The organism is Kitasatospora sp. NPDC091276, assembly GCF_040684355.1.
Lineage (GTDB): Bacteria > Actinomycetota > Actinomycetes > Streptomycetales > Streptomycetaceae > Kitasatospora.
This window is the reverse complement of sequence record NZ_JBFBFU010000017.1, coordinates 137134-153160: the sequence shown is the minus strand read 5'-3', so window position 1 is coordinate 153160 and position 16027 is coordinate 137134. Positions and strand designations below refer to the sequence as shown.

General features: G+C 73.3%; 15 protein-coding genes. 12 read left to right on the top strand and 3 right to left on the bottom strand.

What is annotated here, in order from left to right; genetic code table 11:
- Nucleotides 1-58: 58 nt before the first annotated feature.
- The gene (locus AB0O19_RS22275; protein WP_208869038.1) at nt 59-475 is read right to left on the bottom strand and encodes a TOBE domain-containing protein; all 417 of its coding nucleotides are present in this window, start codon (nt 473-475) and stop codon (nt 59-61) included.
- Between the two features lie 140 nt (nt 476-615).
- Nucleotides 616-1809 carry an ROK family transcriptional regulator gene (locus tag AB0O19_RS22270; protein ID WP_363621681.1) on the bottom strand — a complete coding sequence of 398 codons (1194 nt, stop codon included), beginning with the start codon at nt 1807-1809 and terminating at the stop codon, nt 616-618.
- 230 nt (nt 1810-2039) lie between these two features.
- Here AB0O19_RS22270 and AB0O19_RS22265 point away from each other — a divergent pair, with 230 nt between their 5' ends.
- The 11 genes from AB0O19_RS22265 (at nt 2040) to AB0O19_RS22215 (ending at nt 14399) form a co-directional block, all read left to right on the top strand.
- Nucleotides 2040-3287 carry an MFS transporter gene (locus tag AB0O19_RS22265; RefSeq protein WP_363621679.1) on the top strand — a complete coding sequence of 416 codons (1248 nt, stop codon included), beginning with the start codon at nt 2040-2042 and terminating at the stop codon, nt 3285-3287.
- Nucleotides 3288-3378: 91 nt separating this feature from the next.
- Nucleotides 3379-4176, top strand: coding sequence for a dienelactone hydrolase family protein (locus AB0O19_RS22260; RefSeq protein ID WP_363621677.1), 798 nt, complete (start codon nt 3379-3381; stop codon nt 4174-4176).
- Complete coding sequence (locus AB0O19_RS22255) at nt 4176-4808, top strand: RICIN domain-containing protein (protein WP_363621675.1); 633 nt, start codon at nt 4176-4178, stop codon at nt 4806-4808. Before AB0O19_RS22260 ends, AB0O19_RS22255 begins: the two co-directional genes overlap by 1 nt.
- A 49-nt stretch (nt 4809-4857) precedes the next feature.
- Nucleotides 4858-5592 carry a VTT domain-containing protein gene (locus tag AB0O19_RS22250; protein ID WP_363621673.1) on the top strand — a complete coding sequence of 245 codons (735 nt, stop codon included), beginning with the start codon at nt 4858-4860 and terminating at the stop codon, nt 5590-5592.
- A 120-nt stretch (nt 5593-5712) separates the two neighbouring features.
- Nucleotides 5713-6228: a DinB family protein gene (locus tag AB0O19_RS22245; protein ID WP_363621671.1), complete on the top strand. Its 516-nt coding sequence runs from the start codon at nt 5713-5715 to the stop codon at nt 6226-6228.
- 270 nt (nt 6229-6498) lie between these two features.
- A complete protein-coding gene (locus AB0O19_RS22240; RefSeq protein ID WP_363584675.1) occupies nt 6499-6891 on the top strand; it encodes a cell division protein SepF in 393 nt (130 codons plus the stop codon).
- Nucleotides 6892-7082: 191 nt separating this feature from the next.
- Entirely contained in the window at nt 7083-7688 is a 606-nt protein-coding gene (locus tag AB0O19_RS22235; protein ID WP_363584673.1) for a helix-turn-helix domain-containing protein, read from the top strand.
- Nucleotides 7689-7761: 73 nt separating this feature from the next.
- Nucleotides 7762-9378, top strand: coding sequence for an MFS transporter (locus AB0O19_RS22230; RefSeq protein ID WP_363621669.1), 1617 nt, complete (start codon nt 7762-7764; stop codon nt 9376-9378).
- 145 nt (nt 9379-9523) lie between these two features.
- Nucleotides 9524-10234: an FCD domain-containing protein gene (locus AB0O19_RS22225; RefSeq protein WP_363621667.1), complete on the top strand. Its 711-nt coding sequence runs from the start codon at nt 9524-9526 to the stop codon at nt 10232-10234.
- A 183-nt stretch (nt 10235-10417) separates the two neighbouring features.
- Nucleotides 10418-13957: a carboxylic acid reductase gene (car, locus tag AB0O19_RS22220; RefSeq protein WP_363621665.1), complete on the top strand. Its 3540-nt coding sequence runs from the start codon at nt 10418-10420 to the stop codon at nt 13955-13957.
- A gap of 70 nt (nt 13958-14027) precedes the next feature.
- Entirely contained in the window at nt 14028-14399 is a 372-nt protein-coding gene (locus tag AB0O19_RS22215; protein ID WP_363621663.1) for a hypothetical protein, read from the top strand.
- Between the two features lie 76 nt (nt 14400-14475).
- Here the strand turns inward: AB0O19_RS22215 and AB0O19_RS22210 are convergent, their stop codons facing one another.
- The gene (locus AB0O19_RS22210; protein WP_363621661.1) at nt 14476-15036 is read right to left on the bottom strand and encodes a TetR/AcrR family transcriptional regulator; all 561 of its coding nucleotides are present in this window, start codon (nt 15034-15036) and stop codon (nt 14476-14478) included.
- An 84-nt stretch (nt 15037-15120) separates the two neighbouring features.
- Between AB0O19_RS22210 and AB0O19_RS22205 the strand changes: the two genes are divergently transcribed.
- The gene (locus AB0O19_RS22205; RefSeq protein ID WP_363621659.1) at nt 15121-15969 is read left to right on the top strand and encodes a patatin-like phospholipase family protein; all 849 of its coding nucleotides are present in this window, start codon (nt 15121-15123) and stop codon (nt 15967-15969) included.
- Nucleotides 15970-16027: the final 58 nt, after the last annotated feature.

Genomic DNA, 16027 nt, shown 5'->3' with positions numbered 1-16027 from the left:
CTCTCGTTCGGAACCGGTACGGACGGGGCTCGACACGCCGTCGGCGCGCGGCACGCGGCTAACGCCGCTCGATCATCACATTGGTGGACTTGATGACCGCGGTGGCGGGGGCGCCGGGGACGAGGTTCAGCTCCTCCGCCGACTCCCGGCTGATCAGCGACACCACCCGGAAGGGCCCTGCCTGGACCTCCACCTGGGCCGCGACGTCGCCGAGCACCACGTGGGTGACGATCCCGGGGAAGCGGTTGCGGGCCGAGGACGGACGGCCCTCGGCCTCGGCGTTCTCCGGGCGGGCCAGCTCACGGGCGAAGGCGGCGAGGTCGACGCCGGGGATGATCCGGTGGCCGTGCTCGTCCCGCTCGGCCGCGACCCGCCCCGCGTCCACCCAGCGCCGCATGGTGTCGGCACTGACCCCGAGCAGCGCCGCGGCTTCGCCGATGCGGTACGGGTTGACCGGCGCCTCGGACTGGCCCATGTGCGACTCCTGACACTGACTCGGGACTGCCCCGGGGGCTGACTCGGGGAACGTGGGACGGGAACGGGGACGCCGCACGTGCGGCGGGCCGTCGCCGTCATCCTGCCGTACCGGCGGCCGGGGCCGCCAAGCGAGGCGGGTCAGGACTCGCCGAAGAGGTCGCGGCGCACCGCGTCCCCGGCGGTGAGGACGGCCCCGGCCAGCACCGCGCCGCCGCCCGCCGTGCCGGGCCGGACCTCGGTGCGCAGCGGGGACAGCTCGGCCAGCCGCCGTTCGACCCGGCCGGCCAGTTCGGCGCCACCGGCCCGGCCGAGCTCGCCGCCGAGCACCACGCAGCCCGGGTCGAGGACGACGCAGATGCTGGCGGCGCCGACCGCGATCCGCGCGGCCAGCTCGTCCAGGAACGGCCCGCCGGGCCCGCCCGGGCCGAGGGCGTCCAGCGCGGCGCGGACGGCCGCCTCGGCGGCGGGGGCGTCCCCGGCGGCGCCGGCGGGCAGTCCGTGGGCGCGGGCGAGCTCGCAGACGGCGGCGCTGCCGGCCAGGCTGTGGAAGCCGCCGTCGCAGCCGGTGGCGCTGGGCAGGCCGCCGGTGCCGGGGACGGGTAGGAAGCCGATCTCGCCGGTGCCGCCGGAGAAGCCCCGGCGCAGCCGGCCGTCCAGGACGACGGCGGCGCCGACGCCGTGGCCGAGCCAGAGCAGCACGAAGGTGTCGCGGTCGCGGGCGGCGCCGATCCGGTACTCGGCCCGGCCGGCCAGGTTGACCTCGTTCTCCAGGATCACCTCGGTGCCGGGCAGCCCGCGCAGCTCGGCGAGCAGCTCGGCGTGCCAGGCGGGGAGCTTCCCGGTGCTGTTGAGGCGCCCGGTGGCGGGGTCGACCAGCCCGGGGGCGCCGACGGCGACGGTGTGCAGCCGTTCGACGCCGACGCCGCGCGCGGTGTCCAGCAGGGTGCGCACCAGGTGCCCGGCGGTGTCGGGCGTCCCGTCGCCGTGGACCGGGACCTCGGCGCTGGCGAGGGTGCGCCCGGTGAGGTCGGCGACGACCAGGCTGACGCCGCCGGAGCGCACGTCGAAGGCGGCGAGGTGGGCGCGGGAGGCGACCAGTGCGTAGAGCCGGGCGTTGGGGCCGCGCCGCTGTTCGCCCCGTTCGCCGACGACGGCGACCAGGCCGGTGCGCTGGAGGCGGTCGAGCAGGTCGGCGACGGTCGGCCGGGAGAGGCCGGTGAGGTCGCGCAGCTCGGTCGCGGTCAGGGGGCCCTGTTCGAGGAGCAGGTTGAGGGCCAGCCGGTCGTTGATCGCCCGGGCGGTGCTCGGCGTGGCCGTGCGCGCGGTGGTCATGGCGGCTCATCCTTCCAGAGTGTTTCTATCAGGGTCCCTTCCTGATAATTTTATCGAACCATCCGCCGGACGGCCGTCGCCGCCGCGCGGACCGAACGGCCTGCACGTAGACCACCCTCAGGCACGTCAGAACCACCGCCGGGCACGTCAGACCACCCACCAGCACGTCAACCACCCACACAGGGCACCGTCGCGCCGCCCCACCTGCGCGACCCGGGAGGGAACGCCGGATGAGCACGACCGCACACTCACTGGAGCCACTGGCCTCCCCACGCCGGGCCAGGGCCGGCATCGCCCTGGTCTTCGGCGTGCACGGCGCCGTCAGCGGCAGTTTCGTCACCCGCATCCCGTGGATCCAGGACCGCCTCGACCTCTCCCCCGGCCAGCTCGGCCTGGCCCTGGTGATGCCCGCCATCGGCTCCTCCCTCGCGATGCCGCTGGCCGGCCGGTTCGTCCACCGCTACGGCGGGCGGGCGGCGGTCCGCGGGCTGATCTCGCTCTGGTGCCTGGCCCTCGCCCTGCCCGCGCTCGCCCCCTCGCTGCCGGTGCTGTGCGTGGCGCTGCTCGCGTACGGCGCCTCGGCCGGGATGGCGGACGTCGCGATGAACGCGCAGGGCGTGGAGATCGAACAGCGACTCGGCCGCTCGATCATGTCCGGACTGCACGGGATGTGGAGCGCGGGCGGGCTGCTGGCCTCCGGCTTCGGCATCCTGGCCGCCCACCTCGACCTCGACGCCCGGCTCCAGCTGGCCGTCACCGCGCTCGTGCTGCTCGTCCTCGCGCAGCCCGTCTGCCGGAACCTGCCCGACCTGCGGGCGCCGGAGGGGGCGGAGGAGCCGCCGCGGTTCGCACTGCCGCCGCGCAGCTCGCTGGTGATCGGACTGGTCGGCTTCTGCGCCGTCTTCGCCGAAGGCGCCTCGATGGACTGGAGCGGCGTCTACCTGCGGGACGTCACCGGCGCCTCGGCCACCATCGCCGCCGCCTCCTACACCGCCTTCTCGCTCACCATGGCCGTCAGCCGCCTCTGCGGCGACGCGGTGGTCCGCCGGCTCGGCGCCGTGCGCACCACCCGCCTCGGCGGCGCCGTCGCCACCGTCGGCGGCCTGCTGGTGGTGGCCGCCGACAGTCCGGCACTCGCCATCCCGGGCTTCGCCCTGATCGGCATCGGCATCGCGGTCACCGTCCCGCTGGCCTTCGCGGCGGCCGGGCGGATCGGCAGCAACCCCAGCCAGGCCATCGCGGGCGTCGCCACCGTCACCTACACCTCCGGCCTGGTCGCGCCCGCGATCATCGGCGCCCTCGCCCAGGCGACCTCGCTGACCGTCTCCTTCGGCCTGGTCACCGCGCTCGCCTTCGCGCTGCTGCTGAGCGCCGGGGCGCTGCGCCGGGCCGAACGGAATTCCCCCGGATCCGGCGCCGAAAATGTGACCGCAACGTCACCGGAAAGCACTTCGAAAAAAGATATCTCTGCGATATGATCTAGAGAATTCCGGGGAATTCCTCGCTAATATCGCCGACCGCCGGGCGCATTCCGCGCCCGGCGGTTTCGCGATCCGTGAGGTGGACCCCGTGTGCTACGACCCCGACGCCGCCCCGCCCGCCGTCACCCCCGCGCTCTGGCCCCTGGCCGAGGCTACGGCGCTCACCCTGACCTCGGCGGACGGCACCGAGTTCGCCGCCTTCCTGGCCCGCCCCGAGGTGGCCACCGGCGTCGGCGTCCTCGTCCTGCCGGACAACAAGGGCCTTTCCGGCTTCTACCGGCAGACCGCCGCCCGGCTCGCCGAACAGGGCCACCCCGCGCTCGTCGTCGACTATTACGGCCGCACCGCCGGAGCCGATCCGGAAAGCCGCCCGAAGGAATTCGGCGACCTGCCCGGCCTGCTCCGCCACCTGCTCGCCCTCACCCCCGAAGGCCTGGACGCCGACCTCGCCGCCGGCCTCGCCCGGCTGCGCGCAAGCGGGCCGGCCGAGGTGGTCGCGCTCGGCTTCTGCTTCGGCGGCCGGCAGGCCTTCCGCGCCGCCGCGCCCCGGTTCGGGCTGGCCGGCGCGGTCGGCTTCTACGGATACCCCGACGCGATCAACGGCTCCCCGGGGCCCACTCAGCTCGCGGCCGACCTCAGCGCGCCGATCCTCGCCTTCTGGGGCGGCGCGGACGAGCACATCCCGCCCACCGCCGTCGACGCCTTCGACGCGGCCCTGACCGCCGCCGGCAACCCGCACGAGTTCGTCACCTACCCGGGCGCGCCGCACAACTTCTTCGAGCTCTCCGCCGTCGAATATTCGGACGCGGCCCGGGACTCCTGGCGACGTCTGCAGGGATTCCTCGCCGACCGCTCCGCATCCGCGACCCCCCGGAGGACGCTCTGATGTCCCGCCTGTCCCACCCGTCCCGCATTTCCCGGCTGGCCCGCCTGTCCCGTCGTGCGCGGCTCGCCGCCGCCACGGCCGCCCTCGCCGCCGCCACGGCCGCCCTCGCCGCCGCCGCGGTGGCGCTCACCGCCCCGCCGGCTCCCGCGGCCACCCCCACGACCACCCCAACGGCCACCCCCGCCGCCGACTTCGGGCCCGCCGAGATCCGCACCGGCATGTACGCGGGCCCGGACGACCTGTGCCTGGAGGTCGCCGACTGGCGCACCGACGACGGCGCCCCGGTCCGGATCTGGACCTGTACCGGCGGCGCCAACCAGCAGTGGACCCAGAGCGCCCGCGGCTGGGTGAACCTGAACAGCGGCAAGTGCCTGGACATCCCGGCCTTCAGCACCACCTGGGGCACCCAGGCCGACCAGTGGACCTGCGACGGCGGCGCCAACCAGAGCTGGAGCGACCCCCCGGCCAGCCACCCCGGAACGCCCCGCCGGATCGTGAACGGCTACAGCGGCCTCGTCCTGGACGTCTCGGGCGGCGCGCTGACCGACGGCACCCCGGTGATCCAGTGGGAGTTCCACAGCGGCGACAACCAGTTCTGGCACTACAACCCGGAAAAGCCCCCGTACAGCTGACCGCGACCGCCCTCGACGGGCGCGACCGGGCACCGGCTAGGCTCGGCCGGTGCCCGCACCCGCCTCGCCCCTGCCCGCACCCGCAACGCCCCCGCCCGCCGTCGAGCTGCCGCCGTCCGGCCCCGTGCCGCGTTCGCCGTGGTGGCGGTTCGCGCTGCTGGTGGTGCTGCTCGGCGCCGCGGCCGGATCGCTGCTGCTGTGGAGCCCAACGGCGCTGCTGAACGGCGGCCTCGCCGACCGGATGCCCGGGTACTGGTTCGCGCCGCTGTTCGCCACCGTGTACGCGGTCGGCACGCTCGCCTTCGTCCCCCGGCCGGCACTGAACGCCGCCGCCGGGCTGCTGCTGGGCATCCAGCAGGGCGTGCTGCTGTCGGTGCTCGGCACCACGCTGGGCGCGGCCATGGCCTTCGGGCTCGGCCGGGGCCTCGGGCGCGAGGCGCTGCGGCCGTACCTGCGCGGGCGGGTGCTCGGCACGCTGGACCGGCGCTTCACCGAACAGGGCTTCCGCAGCGTGCTGGTGTTGCGGCTGCTGCCGGGCATGCCGTTCCAGGCGGCCAACTACGGCGCGGCCTTCTCCGGGGTCCGCTTCGCGCCCTTCCTGTTCGCCACCGCGATCGGCGTGGTGCCGACCACCGCGGTGTACGTGACGGCGGCGGCCAGCGCGGGCGAGCCGGGCTCGGCGGCCTTCCTGGTGTCGGCCGGGGTGATCGCGCTGCTCGTGCTGGGCAGCGTGGTCGGGCTGTGGCGGGCCGCGACCGCCCGGCGCCGCGCACCGGCCGCCTGACCGCTGAGCGCCTGACTGTCTGACCCCCTGCCCCCCTGACCGGCCGAGATTCCGAGGCACTCGGGGGGCGCTCGACAATTCGCTCGCGCCCGCCCGCCGTCGGACGTCAGGATGGCCCGCATGACCGAACCCTCCCCGCGGGTCGACCCGCCGATGGCGGCCGACGAGACCGCCATGCTCACCGCCTGGCTCGACTACCACCGCAGCACCCTCGCGCTCAAGTGCGAGGGCCTGACCGACGACCAGCTGCGGCTGCGCTCCGCTCCGCCGTCCACCCTCTCGTTGCTCGGCCTCGTCCGGCACATGGCCGAGGTGGAGCAGTACTGGTTCCAGAGCATCCTGCGCGGCGACGAGTACACCGAGAACCACTACTGGACCGAGGCCGACGAGGACGGCGACTTCAACGGCGTGGACACCGCCGACGTCGCGGCGGACTTCGCCACCTGGCGCGCCGAGGTCGAGGCCGCCCGCCGCGCGAGCGCCGGCCTGTCGCTGGACACCGTCGGCAAGCGGCTGCGCCGCGGCGAGGAGGTGACGCTGCGCTGGATCCTGGTCCACATGGTCGAGGAGTACGCGCGGCACAACGGCCACGCCGATCTTCTGCGCGAACTGGTGGACGGCACTACCGGCGAGTGAAATCGTTTCCGCATTGTTGACAGAAGGTCAATTGCGCGGTGACCGCGACCGATATGGTCTACGCGCGCAACCGTACGGCTCACCGCCGCGTCGCTGATGTTGCCCGGGTTCGCCCGGGTTTCCGTCGCGGCGCGACTCGTACGGGGGCCGCGAGCGGGCACGGGACCGGTGAACAGTGCGATACTCGGACAGTTCCGACGAGTGGATGACGTGTCAAAAAGGACACGCGACCCCGGGGGACCAGGACGGGACGAGGCAGGGAGGCGCGGCATGGGAGCACTTCGCGACGAGCACCACAACGGGTGGCTGATGCCCTCGGGAAACTACCCGGCCGCGGTGTACGAGGACGAGTGGGTCGATCAGGAGACGATGCCGGCCGCCCCCGCGCCCGCGAAGATCGTCTCCTTGCGGCCGACCGGTTTCGAGGCGGCCCGCACGGTGGGCGAGCACATCCGGGCGAGCATCCCGGTGGTCATGGACCTCACCGAGATGAACGAAGCCGAGGCCAAGCGGATGGTGGACTTCGCCTCCGGGCTGATCTTCGGCACCCAGGGCGGCATCGAGCGGATCGCCCGCCGGGTGTTCCTGCTCACCCCGGCCGACGTCGAGGTCATGGTGATCGACCGCCCGCTCGACGAGACCGGGTTCTACAACCAGAGCTGATCCGGGCGGCGCACGGCCCGACCGGGCTGAATCGACCGAGTTGAACCGGCCGCACGACAGCGGCACCCCGACCGGGGACGGCACCCGCCGTCCCCGGTTTTTGCTGCCCCGGCGGTGACGATCAACGCCTCATTCGAGACCCCCACCATAATTTTGAGACATCCATGTCTCATGTGACCTACACTCGATTCATGGCCACCGATCGCGACACCGTCCTGGAAGCCGCCGTCGGCGTGCTCTCCCGCCGCCCGACCGCCCACCTGGACGAGATCGCGCGCGCCGCCGGGATCAGCCGCGCCACCCTGCACCGGCTCTTCCCCGGGCGCGAGGCCCTGATCCGCGAGGTCGGCCTGCTCGGCCTGCGCCGGTTCGCCGCCGCCCTGGACACCGCCGCCGTCGAGGACGGCGACGCCGAGGCCGCGCTGCGCCGCCTGGTCGACGCCGCCGTCCCGGACGCCACGCTCTGCGCCTTCCTGGCCGGCGAGAACCAGCTCTACGACGACGACAGCGTCAACGACCTCTGGGAGCTCCAGATCGTTCGACTGCACGCGCTCTTCCTGCGCGGCCAGCAGCAGGGCACGTTCCGCATCGAGCTGAGCGCCGCCTGGCTGAGCGAGGCCTTCTTCGACCTGGTGGCCGGCGTCGGCTGGGCGATCCAGGACGGCCGCCTCGCCCCGCGCGACGCCGCCTTCTCGCTCGCCGAGCTGTTCCTCGGCGGCGCGCTGCGCCGACCGGACGCCGCCACTCCCCCGCCCACAGCACCTTCGGCCCGCACACCGGAAACCGATATCCCATGAGCAAGCGAAGCGAACGAATCATCAGCGGGTGCGCGTTGCGCGAAGCGCCTGCCGAGCGAAGCGAGGCGGGCGCATGAGCAGTACCGTTTCTGCCAGCCCCCGTCAGCGCTGGACCGGCCTCGCCGTCCTCGTCCTGGCCGTCACCGTGGTCGCCCTCGACGCGACCGTCCTCTCCCTCGCCATCCCCTCCATCAGCGAGACGCTGGAGCCCAGCGGCACCCAACTGCTCTGGATCGGCGACTCCTACTCCTTCGTCCTGGCCGGCCTGCTGGTCAGCATGGGCTCGCTCAGCGACCGGATCGGCCGCAAGAAGCTGCTGCTGATCGGCGCGTCCGCCTTCGGCGCCGCCTCGCTGCTCGCCGCCTACGCGCCCAGCGCCGGCTGGCTGATCCTGGCCCGCGCGCTGCTCGGCGTCGCCGGTGCGACGATCATGCCCTCGACCCTGTCGCTGATCCGCGGCCTCTTCCCGGACGACCGGGAGCGGGCCACCGCGATCGGCATCTGGGGCGCGGCCGCCACCGCCGGCGCAGCGCTCGGGCCGGTGGTCGGCGGGGTGCTGCTGGAGCACTTCTGGTGGGGTTCGGTGTTCCTGCTGAACATCCCGATCCTGCTCCTGCTGCTGGTGCTCGGCGCCTGGCTGCTGCCGGAGTCCAAGGACCCGAATCCGGGCCGCTGGGACGTGCTGAGCGTCGCCCTGTCGATGGCCGGGGTGATCGGCACGGTCTACGCGATCAAGGAGGCCGCCGCGCACGGCGTGGCGCGCTGGGACGTCCCGGTCGCCTTCGTGCTGGGCGTCACCGCGCTGACCGTCTTCGTCCGCCGCCAGCTGCGGCTGGAGACCCCCCTGCTGGACGTGCGGCTGTTCCGCGACCGGCGGTTCACCGCCGCCGTGCTGGCCTCGCTGATCGCCCTGATCGGCCTGTCCGGGGTGGTCTTCGTGACCTCGCAGTACCTCCAGCTGGTCCGCGGCTACGAGCCGCTGCGGGCCGGCCTGGCCGAGCTGCCGGCCTTCGTCGGCGCCGTCGTCGGCGGTCTGCTGACGGCCCGGCTGGTGCGGCGCACCGGTGCCCGGGCGGCGCTGACCGGCTGCCTGCTCGCCATGGGCCTCGGCGTGGGCGTGCTCGGCTGGCTCCAGCAGGACACCACGTACCTGCTGCTGGCCGCCTCCTTCCTGCTGGTCGGGACGGCGGAGGGCGTGGTCTACACGCTCGGCGCCGACCTGGTGCTGAGCGCCTCACCCGCCGACAAGGCCGGCGCGGCCTCGGCGGTCTCGGAGACCGCGTACGAGCTGGGCACCGCGCTCGGCATCGCACTGGTCGGCTCGGTGGTCGGCTCGATCTACGCCGGCGGGCTCGTCGTCCCGGCCGGGACGGATCCGGCGGCCGCGGCGCGGGCCGGCGAGTCGCTGGGCGCGGCGGTCGAGACGGCGCACGGACTGCCGCAGGGCGTCGCGGAGCCGCTGCTGGCGAGCGCCCGGGAGTCCTTCACGCACGGCATGAACAGTGCCGGCCTGCTGGCCGCCGTCCTGCTGATCGGCGCGGCCGCGATGGCCTGGCGGCTGCTGCGGGGCCTGGACACCCCGACCAGCGCGGCCACCCCGGTCACTGCGGTCACTGCGGTCACTGCGGTCACTGCGGTCGAGGTGCCCGCTCCGGAGAAGCCGGAGAAGCCGCAGAAGGTCGACGCGTAAGCACGCCCGACTCCCCTGTCACCGGCGGGAACGGCCACGGCCGTTCCCGCCGGTGGCGTATCGCGGGCCGGGCGGCTGGAACCGGGGCGGCCAGACCCAGAAACATGCGATGTTCAAATGTCTGATGTTTGTATAGGCTGCCTCCATGAACCGCATCAGTACACCGCGCAGGACGGCAAGCCTGTCCGCGCAGCTCGTGGACAGCCTCCGCTCGCACATCGAGGCGGGCGGCTGGCCGGTGGGGACGCGGATCCCGCCGGAGCAGGTCCTCGTCGAGGAGCTCGGGGTCGGACGCAGCACGCTGCGCGAGGCGATCGGCGCGCTCGTGCACCTCGGCCTGCTGGAACCCCGGGCCGGGGACGGCACCTACGTCCGCGCGTCGAGCGAGCTCCAGTCGGTCATGGTGCGGCGGGCGAGTTCCGCCCGGCGGGACAACGTCCTCGAACTACGCACCGTCCTTGAGGAGTACGCCTCGGGGGCCGCCGCCCTGCGGCGCAGCGAGGACCAGCTGCACCAGCTCAGGGAGCTGCTGGCCGACGCCGACGCGGCCTGCGCCGGCGAGGACAGGTCCGCGGCCATGAGTGTCGACGCGCTGTTCCACCGGGCCGTCGTCCGGGCGAGCGGGAACGACCTCCTGATCGAGGTCTACGACTACCTCGGCACGGCCCTCACCTCCGCCCTGGGAGGCCTGCCCTGGGACGCCACCGCCGCCGAGGAGCACGCCGACCTGCACCGGCGACTCGTCGACGCGATCGAGGCCCAGGACGAGAGCGGCGCCCGCACCGCGGCGGCGGCGATCGTCCGGCTGACCCACGACCACGGGGTCCAGGCACCACCCGCGACGGAGAAGCGATGAGTCCGCAGCTGTCCTCGACACCGCCATGGCCGGCGCCGGATACGGTGCGGGGCAGGACCGCCGCGTACGGATCCCCCGCACCCTGACGAGCGATCAACTCACTTCCACCAAACGGGCCTTCAGCGAAAAATGAAGACCGCCCACCCCTTGCACAGGCCTTCGAGGCCGTAGAGGAGAACACCGATGTCCGTCTTACCGCCCCCGGCCGACGACCTCGACGCACGCACCGCCCAGCGCACCGCCCACCTGTACGCGACGGATCCGCAGTTCCGTGCCGCCGCGCCCCTGGACGCCGTGAGCGAGGCGATCCGGCGGCCGGGCCTACCGCTCGCCGACCTCGTGGCCACGGTGATGGAAGGGTACGCGGACCGCCCAGCCCTGGGCGAGCGCGCCGCCGAGCCGGTGACCGACCCGGACACCGGCCGCACCACCCTGCGCCTCCTGGACCGGTTCGACACCGTCACCTACGGCGAACTGTGGGAACGCGTCGGCGCGGTGGCCTCCGAGTGGCGTCACCACCCCGACCACGCCGTGGGCCCGGGCGACTTCGTCGCCGTCCTCGGCTCCACCAGCCCCGAGTACGCCGTGCTGGATCTGGCCTGCGTCCGCTCCGGCGCGGTGAGCGTCCCCCTCCAGGCCGGCGCCTCGGCGGAACACCTGGCCCCCGTCGTCGCGCAGACCGGACCACGCCTGCTGGCGGTGGACGTGGCGCACCTGGACGCCGCGCTCCAGATCGCGGCGGACGCCCCGTCACTGGGCAGGATCGTCGTGCTCGGCCACCGCCCGGAGGTCACCGACCACCAGGAGGCGCTGGACGCCGCGCGCGGACGGCTCGCGGCGCAGGGCCGGGGCGTCACCCTGGACACGCTGGCCTCGGTCATCGAGCGGGGCAGGAGCCTGCCACCGCTCCCCCGGGTCCCCGAGGGCTCGACGGCCGACACGCTCAGCGCGCTGATCTACACCTCGGGGAGCACCGGCACCCCCAAGGGCGCCGTGTACACCGAGCGTCTCGTCAAGCACTTCTGGATCGACTTCGTGCCCGGCCAGGGGACGCAGCCGTCCATCGTGCTCAACTACCTGCCCCTGAGCCACATGATGGGACGGGGCGTGCTGTTCGGCACGCTCGCCAAGGGGGGCACCGCCCACTTCGTGGCGTCGAGCGACCTGTCGACCCTCTTCGTGGACCTCTCCCTGGTCCGGCCCACCGAGTTCATCCTGGTGCCCCGCATCTGCGACATGCTCTTCCAGCGCTACCGGAGCGAGTCGGCCCGCCGGAACGAGCCGGACGAGGTCGGGGGCGACACCGCCGGGCAGGCGGACCGCGCGAAGGAGGAACTGCGGGAGAAGACCCTGGGCGGCCGCCTCCTGTGGGCCACCTACGGCTCGGCCCCGATGAGCGCGGAGCTGGCGGCGTTCCTGGAGAGCTGCCTGCAGATCAGGGTGTTCAACGGCTACGGGTCGACGGAAGCCGGGCTGGTCTCGCTCGACGGCCGGGTGCTGCGCCCGCCGGTGACCGACCACCGGCTGGCGGACGTGCCCGAGCTGGGGTACTTCCGCACCGATTCCCCGCACCCCAGGGGCGAACTGCTGGTCAAGTCGGAACGCCTCGTTCCCGGCTACTTCCAGCAGCCGGACGCCACCGCCCAGGTCTTCGACGAGGACGGCTTCTACCGCACGGGCGACATCGTGGCCCTCACCGGCCCCGACGAGTTCGTGTACGTCGACCGCCGTTCCAACGTCCTCAAACTGTCGCAGGGCGAGTTCGTGGCCACCTCCCGGCTGGAAGCCCTCTTCACCGACAGTCCGCTCGTCCGGCAGGTCTTCGTGTACGGCAACAGCGCCCGCGCCTACCTGCTCGCGGTCATCGTGCCCACCCAGGAGGCGCTCGACCTCGCCGCCGAGGACGGTCCGCGTCTCAGGTCGCTCCTGCGCGAGTCCCTGCACCGCCTCGCCACCGAGGCGGGCCTCAACTCGTACGAGATCCCACGGGACTTCCTCATCGAGACCGAGCCGTTCAGCCAGCAGAACGGGTTGCTCTCCGGCGTGCGCAAGCTGCTGCGCCCCGCGCTGGCGAAGCGCTACGGCGAGCGCCTCGAAGCCCTGTACGCCGAGCTGACCGAGCGCGAGAGCGACGAACTCCGGGCACTGCGCCAGGTCGGCCCGTCCCGGCCCGTACCGGAGACCGTGTGCCAGGCCGCCCGCGCGCTGCTCGGACACCGGCAGGACGACGTCCACCCCGGGACGCGCTTCCTCGAACTCGGCGGCGACAGCCTCTCCGCGCTGTCGTTCTCCCAACTGCTCAAGGAGGTCTACCGCGTCGACGTCCCCGTCGACGTCGTCATCAACCCGGTCAACACGCTCCAGCGGGTGGCCGACCACATCGAGAACGCCCTCGCGTCGGGCGACCGGCGCCCGACCGCCGACCAGGTCCACGGACCGGGCGCGACGCGGCTCGTGGCGGGCGACCTGACGCTCGACGCGTTCCTCGACACGGGAACCCCGACGCGGACCGGCAGGCCGAGGGGCCCGCTGCCCGAGGCGCGGACCGTCCTGCTGACCGGCGCCAACGGCTACCTGGGCCGCTTCCTGTGCCTCGAATGGCTGGAGCGCGTCGCGCAGCGCGGCGGCACACTGGTCTGCGTGGTCCGCGGCGCCACCGACGAGTCGGCCCGGGCGCGGCTCGACGCGGCCTTCGACAGCGGCGACCCGGAGTTCCTCCGGCGCTACCACTGCCTGGCCGCCCAGCACCTGGAGGTGGTCGCCGGCGACGTCGGGGAGAGCGACCTCGGACTCGACCGGGAGACCTGGCAGCGGCTGGCCGACACCGTGGACCTGATCGTCCACCCGGCGGCACTCGTCAACCACGTCCTGCCGTACGACCAGTTGTTCGGCCCCAACGTGCTGGGCACGGCCGAACTGATCAGGCTCGCGGTCACCTCCAAGGTCAAGCAGTTCACCTACCTGTCGACCGTCGCCGTCGTCTTCGATTCCGAGGACGCGGCCGACGAGGACGCGGACATCCGCACGGCCTGCGGGACGCGCGACCTCGGCAGCGGCTACGCGAACGGCTACGCGGCCAGCAAGTGGGCGGGCGAGGTGCTGCTGCGCGAGGCGCACGACACGTTCGGCCTCCCGGTCGCCGTGTTCCGCTCGAACCTGATCCTCGCCCACCCGCGCTACCGGGGGCAGCTGAACGTCCCGGACGTGTTCACCCGCCTCCTGCTGAGCCTGCTGGCGACCGGCATCGCCCCCGGCAGCTTCTACGTCCGGGGCACCGGTGACGTCGACGGGCACTACGACGCGCTGCCCGTGGACTTCACCGCGCAGGCCGTCGCCGCGCTGGGCGACGACACCCGGGAGGGGTACCGGACCTTCAACATCGTGAACCCGCACGAGGACGGAATCTCCCTCGACACCTTCGTCGACTGGCTGGTGGCGGCCGGACACCCCCTGACGCGCATCGACGACTACGACGAGTGGCTCGACCGCTTCGAGAGCGCCATGCGCGCTCTGCCCGACCGCCAGCGGCAGCACTCGCTGCTCCCCCTGCTGCACGCCTTCTCCACGCCGTCGGAGCCGCTGCCCGGATCCGCCCTGCCGGCGGACCGGTTCCGCGCGGCGGTCCGGGCCGCCGCCCTCAACGAGGAGAACGACATCCCGCACCTGTCGCAGGACCTGATCACCAAGTACGTGGCGGACCTCCGGGCGCAGCACCTGCTGTAGCCGGTCCGCCCTCCTCCTCCGCACCCACCTCCGCACCCGCTGGCGGGAACGGCCACGGCCGTTCCCGCCGGTGGCGTACCGCGCGCCGGGCGGCCGGAACATCGTGGCCGGTGGCTTCACCGTGCTGGTGTCCGCCCCCGCGCTGTCCGTCGTGGCGTGCACCCTGCTCGGGCTGGGCGGCGGCGCGTGCCTCGTCCTCGCGCTGACCTTCCGGAGCGAACGTGCCGGCAGCTCCGGCGAAGCCGCCGCGCAGGCCGGCAAGACGCAGTCCATCGGCTACCTCGTGGCGGCGGCCGGGCCCCTCCTCCTCGGGATCCTGCACGACACCACGGGCAGCTGGACGCTTCCGCTCACGGTCCCGGCCGTCCTCGGCATCGCCATGGCGGCTGCCGGATACGGCGCGGGGCAGGACCGTCACGTGCGCCTTCCTCGGCCTCGCTGACGTCACCATCACCGTCACCGTCACCGCACGCAGCCCCGTCCGTCACGCCTCTCGCGCGTTCACCGCTCTCGCGCGTTCACCGCCCGAGGAGTTCAGCGAAGCGGTCCAGCGCGCGATCGGTGCGCCGGCGGTCGCCGGTGGTCGTGAGGTCGAACAGCAGACCCCGGATGACGGCCATGACCAACGTGGGCGTGACGGTGTCGTCAGGGCCGGTGGAGACATCCCGGAAGGTGGCGCCGAGAGTGTCGAACCAGTCCGTGATCGCCTCGGCCTGGTCGGGGTAGTTCTCGGGGTGGACCAGGCCGTCGGCGTGCACCTCGAAGAACAGCCGGACGAACGGCGCACGTTCGTCCGCGCTCATCCACCCCCAGATGCCACGCAGCCGCTCCTGCACGGAGCCCTTCATCGGCGCGGGGTGCCCGGCCAGACGCACCGCGCCCCGGCGGCGGGCCTCGGCGAGGACCGCCGCGACCAACTCCTGTTTGCTGCCGAAGTCGTAGAGCAGCATCCGTGGACTGGTGTCGAGGGCTGCGGCCAGTGGTCGCAGGCTCAGTCCGGCCAGGCCGTGCGCCAGCACGTAGTCGGTCGCGCGCGCCAGCGTGCGCTCACGACGGGCGGGGTCGGCGGGTCGCCCCACGGCGGATCTCCCTTCGGCGCATCGGAGTTGAAACGGCATTGGCAAGTATATGGTACGACTGTTTCAATAACGAGGGGAGACCACATGCACACCTTCGACCGAGCACTCGTCCTGGGCCCCGGAAGTCACGTCGGCACGGCCTGGACAGCCGGACTGGCCTACGGGTTGCGCCGCAACGGCGTGGATCTGGGCGAGGCCGACCTGATCGTCGGCACGTCAGCCGGCGCGATCGTCGGAACGCTGCTCGCCACCGGGCAGGACCCAGGTCGGCTCGCTTCCTCGGCTCGCCAGGCCGCTCACCGGGTCAAGCCTGACCCTGAGCGGATGGGCGCGGTGTTCGCCGTACTCGGCGACCGCAGCTTGGAACCCGGAGAGGCGAGGCGTCGCGTCGGCCGCCTCGCGCTCGACGGCACCGACCCCCGAGCCGAGGAGGCGCTGATCGCGGGGCGCGCCGCCCTGATCGGTGCGGACGCGTGGCCGGAGCGACGACTGCTGATCACCGCCGTCTGCGCCACCACCGGTGAGCCCGTGGTGTGGGACCGCGACAGCGGCGTGCCGCTGGTGCACGCGGTGGCGGCGAGCAGCGCCTTCCCCGGAGCCGCACCGCCCGTCGCCATCGACGGCCGGCGGTACATGGACGGTGCGCTGCGCGCAGGCCCCAACGCCGATCTCGCCGCTGGAGCCCGCACGCTGGTCGTAGTCGAGCCGATGGCCCACCTGTTCCCCCGGGAACCGCTCAACCAGCAGCTGGCGGCAGTGGGGGCGGACGCCGTGGTGACCATCGGCCCCGACCCTGCCTCGGTGCGCGCTTTCGGCTCGGACACGGGCGACCTGGCGGCCTGGGAACCGGCCTACCAGGCGGGCCTCCGCCAGGCCGGCGACGTCGAGGCGCAACTCCGCACCATGTGGAGGGCGGAAGTCGACGCGGGCTGAGCGCCGATCAGGTCGGCGCGATCACCAGCATCTGCCTGCCTGACCTCCGGGGTAGCCC